This window comes from Phocaeicola plebeius DSM 17135 (assembly GCF_000187895.1).
Classification (GTDB): domain Bacteria; phylum Bacteroidota; class Bacteroidia; order Bacteroidales; family Bacteroidaceae; genus Phocaeicola; species Phocaeicola plebeius.
Genome location: NZ_DS990117.1, coordinates 5,345 through 6,905 on the forward strand (window position 1 = coordinate 5,345; position 1,561 = coordinate 6,905).

Here is a 1,561-nt window from a genome sequence, read left to right on the forward strand (position 1 = left end):
TATTTTCTGTATCAGAATGAAAATATATCATATAAGGATTATTTCCATAACCCATTTTATTTATATATTGCAAAGCTACATTTTTCAAATCCTCTGCCGAATATTCACGCCCCTTACATGAAATCACTGCATGAAATTGTTTTGCCTTGACCGCTGGATTAGTCCTACAGACAGATTCCATATAAGCTATATAATCCGACTTCTTCAAATTATCTGGATTCATAGCAAAATTTTCTGCAACAAGAAGTTCACTCTTGCCTTCCTCATTCTTTCGCTCATTATAATCAATACCAGCGAAAGAAGTTGCCGCTTTTAAAACTACTACTACCATATTTATAACTTCACACCGCAAATATACAAACAAATATTCAATAAAAGAATATTTCAATATAATTTATTCATACAATAAATATACAAATATTATATATTCATATATTATTTATATATATAATATTTTCCCCTAAAGTTTTTGGTATCATAATAATGTTTTCTCTTCGTCCATGCCGGGCAGAACCCGGAAAAGTACGGTATCAAATACCTTCCCGGTTTCTCTCCAGTGCAGGCAGAAAAGGTATCAATTAGATGCAATCCTTTTGCCGATGGGCGGTAGTTCCTGAATGGTGTCGGTGTCTTTTCTTTTATGATGCAGCCGTTTTCCTGTATTCAGGTATAGAGAGAAACGACACAAGGAACTTTAGGGAAAAGAAATAGTAACGCTGTCTTTATCACTAAAATTATATATATAAATATTATATATACATATATTATTTGATTGACATCAACTTACGCCAAGTAACATTCAATTTATCTTGCATAATTACATAGTCTGCCATTTTCTTTTCTACCTCATTAAGAACCTCTTGATTAACTTCTTCCTTATGAATATTTACATACCTAGCCAACTGATTTATATTATTTCCTATACGTTTCATTTCCAAACAAATTTCATCCATCGAACGAATAAATTCTTTAGGGTCAATAAGACCAACTCCTTTCCTAAAGACTCTCTGTCTAAAATAATCTGACATACATTTGCTAGATTTAGAAGCTTTAGTTAGTTCTTCATATTCTAAATTCGTTAAGCGAACTTTCACTATTCTATCTCTTTTATTTGCTTTCATACTATGATACTAAATAATATATGCCCCCAAGTTGCGAGGGGGCTAAACTCCTGATTTATCAGGCAAGATTTGGTTTTTGTGTCCACAAAAACACATCTTGCTATTAATTTCTACAAACGCAAATATATAAATTACTAAACACCCTCCCAAACAAAAGGGAAAAAAATACAATTAGATAAGTTTTTTTGGTATCATAATAATGTTCTCTTATCGTCCATGCCGGGCAGAACCCGGAAAAGTACGGTATCAAATACCTTCCCGGTTTCTCTCCAGTGCAGGCAGAAAAGGTATCAATTAGATGCAATCCTTTTACCGATGGGCGGTAGTTCCTGAATGGTGTCGGTGTCTTTTCTTTTATGATGCAGCCGTTTTCCTGTATTCAAGTATAGAGAGAAACGACACAAGGAACTTTAGGAATCCACCACAGTGCGAGAATGCTT

Annotated in this window: 2 protein-coding genes; both read right to left on the bottom strand. The window is 33.6% G+C overall.

Annotated elements, in window-relative coordinates; translation table 11 throughout:
• The coding region (locus BACPLE_RS00040) for a relaxase/mobilization nuclease domain-containing protein (RefSeq protein ID WP_007557656.1) at positions 1 to 331 on the bottom strand (331 nt) is incomplete at its 3' end.
• A 433-nt stretch (positions 332 to 764) separates the two neighbouring features.
• Positions 765 to 1,121, bottom strand: a complete 357-nt coding sequence (locus BACPLE_RS00045; protein ID WP_007557662.1) for a plasmid mobilization protein — start codon at positions 1,119 to 1,121, stop codon at positions 765 to 767.
• Positions 1,122 to 1,561 lie beyond the last annotated feature (440 nt).